5 protein-coding genes are annotated in these 9515 nt (G+C 72.2%); 4 read left to right on the forward strand and 1 reads right to left on the reverse strand.

Translation table 11 applies throughout. From position 1 onward, the window contains the following. From EHS43_RS28060 to EHS43_RS28070, 3 genes are all read left to right on the forward strand, one after another. Positions 1-493: hypothetical protein (locus EHS43_RS28060; protein WP_221740764.1), on the forward strand; the 493-nt coding region annotated here is incomplete at its 5' end. A gap of 81 nt (positions 494-574) precedes the next feature. Next, positions 575-2608 (forward strand): flotillin family protein, encoded by a 2034-nt coding sequence (locus EHS43_RS28065; protein ID WP_185806444.1) that lies wholly within the window; start codon positions 575-577, stop codon positions 2606-2608. A 76-nt stretch (positions 2609-2684) separates the two neighbouring features. Continuing rightward, entirely contained in the window at positions 2685-7628 is a 4944-nt protein-coding gene (locus EHS43_RS28070; protein WP_125193533.1) for a DNA repair ATPase, read from the forward strand. Between the two features lie 10 nt (positions 7629-7638). On the opposite strand, the gene EHS43_RS28075 is transcribed toward EHS43_RS28070, so the two are convergent. Beyond that, entirely contained in the window at positions 7639-8805 is a 1167-nt protein-coding gene (locus tag EHS43_RS28075; RefSeq protein ID WP_125193534.1) for a magnesium and cobalt transport protein CorA, read from the reverse strand. A gap of 173 nt (positions 8806-8978) precedes the next feature. Here EHS43_RS28075 and EHS43_RS28080 point away from each other — a divergent pair. Beyond that, positions 8979-9515 (forward strand): crosslink repair DNA glycosylase YcaQ family protein (locus tag EHS43_RS28080; RefSeq protein ID WP_148104102.1); only part of this gene is annotated, 537 nt, incomplete at its 3' end.

Consider the following 9515-nt stretch of genomic DNA (forward strand, 5'->3'; position numbering starts at 1 on the left):
GGGGGAGCAGGGGATGCGGATCTTCCTGGCGGCGGCCACGGGCCTGCCCACGATCCTGCTGACCGCGGCCCTCGTCGTGGTCGTCTGCTTCTGGCTCCTGGCCGCCGTGGGCGCCGTCGGCGTCGACAGCTTCGACGCGGACGTGGACCTGCGGACCTGGCACATGGGCGGGGTGCCCGTCGCGGTCGCCTTCTCCGTACTGACGGTGCTCGCCTGGTCCTTGAGCGTCGGCGCGACGGTCGTGGTCACCGTGTTCGGCCCCTCGGGGCCCGTCGCCTGGCTGCTGCACCTGGTCGTGCCGGTGGGCGCCGTGCTGGTCGCCCGGGGCGCGACCTGCCTGATCGTGCGGCCGTTGCACAGCCTCTTCCCCGACGAACCCGCGCCGGCCGTGCCGAGTGCGCGCACGGCCCACGCCACCGGGCTACGAGGTGCCGGGAGCCGCGATCCCCACGGGGGCGCGCCCCGTGTCGCCGCGCGGCATCGCACTGTCTGAGCCCCGACGCCCGCGCCGGATCTCACCTCCGGACCCTTCCTTCTTCGTGCTCAACTCCCTTACGCCTCAAGGACGTATGCCATGACTGCCATGATCGTGGGCATCGGCGTGCTCGTCGCCGTCTGCCTGGTTGCCGCACTTGTCGTCTCACAGCTGTTCCGCAAGGTGGAGCAGGGCAAGGCGCTGATCGTCTCCAAGACGCGCCGGGTCGACGTGACCTTCACCGGGCAGGTCGTGCTGCCGGTGCTCCACAAGGCCGAGGTGATGGACATCTCGGTGAAGACCATCGAGATCACCCGGGCCGGGAAGGAGGGGCTGATCTGCCGCGACAACATCCGCGCGGACATCCGGATCTCCTTCTTCGTCAAGGTCAACAAGACCGCGGAGGACGTCGTCAAGGTCGCCCAGGCCGTCGGCACCGCTCGGGCCAGCGACCGGGACACGCTGCAGGAGCTGTTCCACGCGAAGTTCTCCGAGGCGCTCAAGACCGTCGGCAAGCAGCTGGACTTCACCGACCTGTACACCAAGCGCGAGGAGCTGCGGTACCGGATCATCGAGGTCATCGGCGTCGACCTCAACGGCTACCACCTGGAGGACGCGGCGATCGACTACCTGGAGCAGACGCCCCTCACCCAGCTCGACCCGGCCAACGTCCTGGACGCCCAGGGCATCCGCAAGATCACCGAGCTGACGGCGATCGAGCACGTGCGCACCAACGAGTTCCAGCGCCACGAGGAGAAGGAGATCACCCGGCAGAACGTCGACGCCCGGGAGGCCATCCTGGAGCTGGAACGCCGGCAGGCCGACGCCGAGATCAAGCAGCGTCGGGAGATCGGCACCGTGCGGGCCCGGGAGGAGGCCGAGACGGCGCGGGTGGTGGAGGAGGAGCGGCTGCGTTCCCAGGGCGCGTTCCTCAGGACCGAGGAGCAGCTCGGCATCCAGCGCGAGAACCAGGCCCGCGAGGTCGCCGTCGCCGCGAAGAACCGCGAGCGGGTCATCGCCATCGAGAACGAGCGCATCGAGAAGGACCGGCTCCTCGAAGTCATCGCCCGGGAGCGGGAGACCGAGTTGAGCCGGATCGCCGCCGCCAGGGAGGTCGAGGCGGAGAAGCGGGAGATCGCCGAGGTCGTCCGGGAGCGGGTCGCGGTGGACCGTACGGTCGCCGAGCAGGAGGAGTCCATCAAGAAGCTGCGTGCCGTCGAGGAGGCGGAGCGCGGCCGCCAGACCGTGATCATCGCCGCCGAGGCCGAGGCGCAGGAGCAGCTGGTCAAGGACATCAAGGCCGCGGAGGCCGCCGAGCAGGCCGCCGTTCACCGCGCGGCCGAGGAACTCACCCTGGCCGAGGCCCGGTTGAAGTCGGCCGACCTCGACGCGCGGGCCAAGGTGCGGCTCGCCGAGGGCCTCCAGGCGGAGGCGGCCGCCGAGGGGCTGGCCGTCGTGCAGGTCCGCGACAAGGAGGCCGAGGTCACCGAGAAGGCCGGCCGCGCGGAGGCCGGGGCGACCCAGGCCCGGATGCTCGCCGAGGCCGAGGGCACCAGGGCGCAGGCCATGGCCGAGGCACAGGCCATCGGCGAGAAGCTGAAGGCGGAGGCGGCCGGTCTCACCGAGAAGGCCGCCGCGATGGCCGCCCTCGACGACGCCTCCCGCGGTCACGAGGAGTACCGGCTGCGGCTGGCGGCCGAGAAGGAGGTCCGGCTCGCCGGACTCGACGTGCAGCGGCAGGTCGCGGAGGCGCAGGCCACCGTGCTCGCCACCGGGCTGGAGAACGCCGACATCGACATCGTCGGCGGCGAGTCGGTCTTCTTCGACCGGCTGATGTCCTCCATCGCCCTCGGCAAGGGCGTCGACGGCTTCATGCAGCACTCCGAGACCGCGCAGGCACTCACCAAGCCCTGGCTGGACGGCACTTCCGGCTTCACCGACGACCTGACCCGGATCCTCGGCTCGGTCTCGACGGCCGACGTGCAGAACCTCACCGTCTCCGCCCTGCTGACGAAGCTGATGAAGACCGGCGGGACGGACGCCTCCGCCCTGCGGCGACTGCTCGACCAGACCGGTGAACCGGGTGTCGCCGACACCTCGCTCACCGCCCTGAACGGCAGCGCCCAGGGCTGACAGGCCGGTGGGACGGAGCTGCCGCACAGGGGACGGCAGCTCCGTACCACCCCGTCCGACTTCCGAGAGGGAACCCATGACCACCGGCCTGGACACCGGCACCCACGAGGCCGACGACACCGGCGCCTACGACTCCGTCGACACCGGTGCCTACGACTCCGTCGGCACCGGCGCCTATGAGGTGCTGCGCGACCGCCTCACCGCTCAGGCCACCGAGCTCGCCCGCCGTGCCGAGGCGCTCAACGCCCGCCGCGCCGAGGAGTTCGGCTCGACGCGGCTGGAACTCGCGGGCACCGAGCGGTTGCACACCGAGCACGCGTGCGTGCCCCGCGACCTCGTCGCCCTCGGGGACGTACTGCTCGTCGGCCACCACGTCACCCTCGACACGCGGCCGCGGACGACCGTGGGTGACGTCCCCGTGGGTGACGTTCTCGCCCTGTACGACCGCGACCTGAACCGGCTCGCCGACGACACCGTGCCCGGCCTGCTCGACGACCCCGCCTTCCTGAGGGAGTTCGAGGCCCTCCACCGCTACTACCGCCAGGCCCGGCTGCTCCGGCTGCGCCGAGTCGACGGCAAGCTGCTGGCCGTCTTCCGGACCGGCGAGAAGTCCGACGACATCCGGGTGCTGCGCTGGGCGGTCACCGAGGACGGCCGGGCCGCCTTCCTGGACGCGCGCGGCGACCGGGACCACGTCTTCCCGCGCTCCCACGACTTCGCGTGGACACGCACCAGCCGTGAGCACCACGTTCTGGGCCGCCACCCGCACGTGTCCGTCGAGGGCGAGGTCTTCGTCGACACCCTCGGCGGCACCCTCACCGTCAAGGCCGAGAACGCCACCGGGACGGGGGAGGGGATCCACGCCGAGCCGGTCGACGAGCCCCTGCAGTCCCTCGCCGACGCGGACATCGCGTACGCGCGCGTGGGCGCTCTGATCCTGCTGCGGATCCGCCCCTACAACGAGGCCGGCCACCGGTACCTGGTCTTCAACACCCTCACCCGGTCCGTCGTACGCCTCGACGGCATCGGACAGGCCTGCCGCCGCCTGCCCGAGGACCAGGGCATCGTCTTCCCCGGCGGTTACTGCCTCGCCACCGGCACCCACAAGACGTACGAACTCGACACGGGCGGGCTGGAGTTCGAGCGCGAGGTGCGTGCCCCGAACGGCGAGGACGTCCTCTTCGCCTTCCACGCACCCGGGGAGGGCCGCCGCCTGCTGCTGCCCTACAACATGCTCCGCAAGGCGGTCGCGGCGCCGCTGAGCTGCCGCGGCTGGTCCCTCTTCCACGACGGCACCCTCGTACTGCTGAACGCCGACGGCGACGATCCACAGCGCGTCCACCCCCTCCGTCTGTGGAAGACGCCGTACGTCTCCGACACGCATGCCGCCGCCCGGCCCCGAGGTGCCGGACCGCTGGCCCGCGTCGGCAACGCCGACCTCGTCCGGGGCCTGTCCGACTGCCTCTCCATCACCGGCGCCGCCACGGAGACGAAGCCGACGAGGGAGGTGTACGAGGCGCTGGCCGCCGCCTGCACCCGGGCAGCGGACTCCCACCACTGGCTGGCGGAGCCCGAACTCGGCGATCTGCACACGCCGCTCACACAGCTGCGGGCCACTGCCGAGCAGGTCCTGGCCGAGTTCGAGACCGTCCAGGCCCTCACCCGTCGGGCCGCCGACGCGCTGGCCGAGGCCGAGGCACGGGTGGCGGCGGTCGAGCGGCGCCTGCGCGGCGAGGTCCCGCGCAGCGCAGGCGCCTGGGTGAGCGGTCTGACCGAACTGCGGCACACCCAGGGGCACTTGCTCACGCTCAGGGACATGCGGTACGCGGACACCGACCGCATCGACGAACTCGCCGCGGACACCGAGGCCGACCTGGCCGCCTTCGGACAGCGGGCGGTCGAGCACCTGGCGCGCGACGACGCCTTCGCCGCCCACCGGGCCGATCTCGAAGAGCTCGCCGCCGACGCTGAGGCGATCGCCACCGTCGCCGCGGCGCTGCCCGTCGCCGCCCGTCTCGACGAACTCGCCGACGGGCTCCGCACGGTGACCGAGGTCGTCGCCGGGCTGGACATCGGCGACGCCACCGTCCGCACCCTTGTCCTGGAGCGGATCGCCGAGGTCCTCGGCGGCGTCAACCACGCCCGCGCCACCCTCGACGCACGCCGCCGCGAACTCCTCGACCGGGAGGGGCGGGCCGAGTTCGCCGCCGAGTTCACCCTGCTCGGCCAGGCCGTCATCGGCGCGCTAGCGGCAGCCGAGAGCCCCGAGGCGTGCGACGACCAACTCGCCCGCCTGATGGTGAGCGTGGAGAACCTGGAGTCCCGGTTCGCCGAGTTCGACGACTTCCTCGGCGAACTGGCCGACAAGCGCGACGAGGTGCACGAGGCGTTCTCCGTCCGCAAGCAGACCCTCGCCGACGCCCGTGCCCGCCGCGCCGAGCGCCTGGCGGACTCGGCGAGGCGCGTCCTGCGCACGGTCGCCCGCCGCGCCGGCACGCTCGCCGACCCGGACGCGATCGCCACGTACTTCTCCTCCGACCCGATGCCCGCCAAGGTCCGCCGCCTCGCCGAGGAACTGCGCGAACTCGGCGACCGGGTACGGGCGGAGGAACTGGACGGCCGCCTCAAGGCCGCCCACCAGGACGCCTCGCGCGCCCTGCGCGACCGCACCGACCTGTACACCGCCGACGGCCGCACCCTGCGGCTGGGCGGCCACCACTTCGCCGTCAACACCCAGCCCCTCGATCTCACCCTCGTCCCGCACGGCGACACCCTCGCCTTCGCGCTCACCGGCACCGACTACCGCTCGCCGGTCACCGACCCCGGCTTCGCCGCCACCCGCCCCTACTGGGACCGCCCGTTGCCGTCCGAGTCGCCCGAGGTCTACCGCGCCGAGCACCTCGCCGCCCGGCTGCTGGACGCACACGGACCGGCCCTGCTCGCCGAGGCCGACCTGCCCGCCCTCGTACGGCAGGCGGCGGAGGCGGCCCACGACGAGGGCTACCAGCGCGGTGTCCACGACCGGGACGCGACGGCGATCCTCGCCGCGGTGCTGCGCCTGCACGAGGACGCCGGCCTGCTGCGCCACGAGCCCGCCGCGCGGGCCGCCGCCCAGCTGTTCTGGGCACACGGCACGACGGCCGAGGAGCGCGAGAGCTGGACCCGGCGAGCGGTGTCGCTGGCGCGCGCCCGGGACACGTTCGGGCTCGCGCCCGCCATCGACGACCTGCGGGCCGAACTGGCAAAGGCGATCGGCACCCGAGCGGCGGCCGCCTACCTCTTCGAGGAGCTGACCTGCGGCCCCGACGGCTTCGTCATCAGCGCCGGCACCCGCACGTTCCTCGACAAGTTCCGTCGTACGGTGGGCACTTCGGCCTACGACGACGACCTCGCCGCCCTCTGCGACCCCGCCGCACGCAGGCAGCTCGTGGAGGCGTGGCTGACGTCCTACGCCACCTCGACCGGCACGGAGCTCACCCCCGGCGACCTGGCCGAGGCGGTGGCCGCCGAGCTCTGCCCGGACCTGCCCCGCCACGAACGCCACGCGCCACTGACCCGGACCGTCACCGGGCTGCTGGGCGCCCACCCGCGCATCAGCGGCCGCAGCCTCACGATCCGCGTCGACGAGTTCCTCGCCCGCACCAGGGCGTTCCGCGCCCACGACGTCCCCGCCCACCGCGCCTACCAGCGCCGCCGTGCGGAACTGGTCGCCGCCGAGCGCACCCGCCTGCGCCTGGACGAGTACCGGCCGGCGGTGATGCCCACCTTCGCGCGCAGCAAGCTGATCGACGAGGTGTACCTGCCGCTGGTCGGCGACAGCCTCGCCAAGCAACTGGGCACCACGGGCGCGTCCGGACGCACCGGCACCGGCGGCCTGCTCCTGCTCATCTCCCCGCCCGGATACGGCAAGACGACCCTCATGGAGTACGTCGCCGACCGCCTCGGGCTCGTCCTGGTCAAGGTCGACGGACCCGCACTCGGCCACGCGGTGACCTCCCTCGACCCTGCCGAGGCGCCGAACGCGACCGCCCGCCAGGAGGTCGAGAAGATCAACTTCGCGCTGGAGGCAGGCACCAACACGCTGCTGTACCTGGACGACATCCAGCACACCTCGCCCGAGCTGCTGCAGAGGTTCATCCCCCTGTGCGACGCCACGCGACGCATGGACGGCGTGCGGGACGGTGAGTCGCGCACCTACGACCTGCGCGGCAAGCGCTTCGCCGTCTGCATGGCCGGCAATCCCTACACCGAGTCCGGCAGCCGCTTCCGCGTCCCCGACATGCTCGCCAACCGCGCCGACGTGTGGAACCTCGGCGACGTCCTGACGGGCAAGGAGGACGCCTTCGCGCTCAGCTTCATCGAAAACTCGCTCACGGCCAGTCCGACGCTCGCTCCGCTCGCGGGCCGCGACCGCGCCGACCTCCACCTGCTCATCCGCCTGGCCGAGGGCGACGCGACGGCCCGCCCCGATCGGTTGGCCCACCCGTACGACCCCGCGGAGCTGGAGCGGATCCTGGCAGTGCTGCGGCACCTGCTCGCGGCCCGCGAGACGGTGCTGGCGGTGAACGCCGCCTACATCGCCTCCGCCGGCCGGTCCGACGCCGACCGCACCGAACCGCCCTTCCGGCTCCAGGGTTCCTACCGCAACATGAACAAGATCGCCCAACGGATCCAGCCGGTCATGAACGACACCGAACTGGCGGCCTTGATCGACGACCACTACCGGGCCGAGGCCCAGACGCTCGGCAGCGGAGCCGAGGCCAACCTGCTGAAACTGGCCGAGCTGCGCGGCACGCTCACCCCCGGACAGGCCGCGCGCTGGGCCGAACTGAAGGCGGCCCACGTCCGCACCCGGACCCTCGGCGGCCCCGAGGACGACCAGCTCACCCGCGCCGTCGCCGCCCTCACCCTGCTCGCCGACCGTGTCGCGGCCGTCGAATCCGCGATCACTCGCGCCACCGACCCACACCACCCGGCACCGACCACCGAGGCACCCGAACCCCATCGGGGGCGCCGCTGAGCCGGGCGCGTCAGAGCCAGTCCCGCCGCTTGAAGATCACGTACAGACTGACGCAGACAACCCCCATCAAGCCGATCGCGAAGGGGTATCCGAAGCTCCAGTCCAACTCCGGCATGTGCTCGAAGTTCATGCCGTAGATCGTCCCCACCAGGGTCGGGGCGAACAGGATCGCCGCCCAGGAGGAGATCTTCTTGATCTCCTCGTTCTGCTCGAACCCCGCCTCCGCCAACGCCCGCATCTCCGCGTTCTGCTGCTGGGTGACCAGGGTCGCGTTGACCGTGAGGATGTCGGTGAGGGCCTGGCGGAAGCCGTCGACGCGTTCGCTGGTGTGGGTGACGTGGTCGGCGACGTCCCGGAGATAGCGCTGCAGTTCCTCGTCGGTACCGTACTTGGCGAAGCCCGCCATCAGGGCGTGCAGCATGCCGACCAGCGGGCGGGTCGCGCGCTGGAACTCGACCATCTCGCGGGAGAGTTCGTAGATGCGGCGGGAGACCTCCGGGTCGCCGCGGAAGACCTCCGTCTCGATCTCGTCGATGTCGTTCTGGACGCCCGAGACGACCGGCGCGTAGCCGTCGACCACCGCGTCCAGGATGGCGTAGAGGACGGCCTCGGGGCCGAGTCGGAGCAGTTCGGGTGTCTTCTCCATGCGGTGGCGCACCGCCGACAGGTCCGGGGCCGCCCCGTGCCGGACCGTGATGACGAAGTCCGGGCCGACGAACACATGCAGTTCGCCGAAGTCGACCTCCTCGGGGGCGTCCAGATAGCGGGCCGCCCGCAGCACCACGAAGAGCGTGTCGCCGTAGCGTTCCAGCTTCGGGCGCTGGTGGGCCTCCATCGCGTCCTCGACGGACAGCGGGTGCAGGTCGAACTCCTCGGCCAGGGAGAGCAGTTCGCTCTCCGGGGGACGGGCCAGGCCGATCCACGCCATACCGGAGGACTGTTCGCGCAGTTCGCGGAAGGTGTCCGCGAGCGTCGCGGGGGAGGACACCCGCACCCCGTCCCGGTACAGGGCCGCCTGGACGATGCTCGGCGGCTCCGGCGTCTCGGCCGCGGGCGGCTCCATGGCCGGCGCCGGAGGCCGCGGTGGCGCGGAGGGCGGGGTCAGGGCCCGGCGCCAGACGGACCTCCTGGAACCCTTGGAGTTCTTCGCGGCGGGGCGGGCGCGTCGCTCGGACATCGTGGCGGCCTCTCGCTTCCGGGTCGAGCCGCTGTCGGCGGGATCACGCAGCAGGGTCTGCAGCAGGGTATACGGGGCAAATGACATCCCGGGCTGGGCCGCACGGGGACGCGGTGAGAGAAGGTGAGAGAAGCGGACAGAACCTGTCCGCAAGCCCCTCTAGCGTGTCCCCCATGACGAAGACGACCGCTTCGGCCCCCGTGCTCGGCATCCGTGCCCTGAACCGCGCGACCCTGGACCGGCAGCTGCTCCTGCGCCGGTCAGATCTGTCCGCGAAGGCCGCCGTCGGGCGGCTGCTGGGCCTCCAGGCCCAGAACGTCAAGCCGCCGTACTACGCGCTCGCCGCCCGCCTCGACGGATTCGCCCCCGAGGAACTGTCGCAGCTGATGGCCGACCGCGAGGTCGTCCGGATCGTCACCATGCGCTCGACCATCCACACCCACACCGCCGAGGACTGCCTCACCCTGCGGCCCCTCGTGCAGAGCGCCCGCGACCGCGAACTCACCACCTTCCGCAAGGGACTCGAGGGCGTCGACCTCGACCGCCTCGCCGCCCTCGCCCGGGAGCTCGTCGAGGCCGAGCCGCGCACCATGAAGCAACTGCGCGAGGCCCTCCTCGCCGAGTGGCCGGACGCCGACCCGCAGGCCCTCGCCGTCGCCGCCCGCTGCAAGCTCCCCCTCGTCCAGGTCACCCCCCGCGGACTGTGGGGC

Source organism: Streptomyces sp. RP5T, assembly GCF_003933965.1.
Classification (GTDB): Bacteria; Actinomycetota; Actinomycetes; order Streptomycetales; family Streptomycetaceae; genus Streptomyces.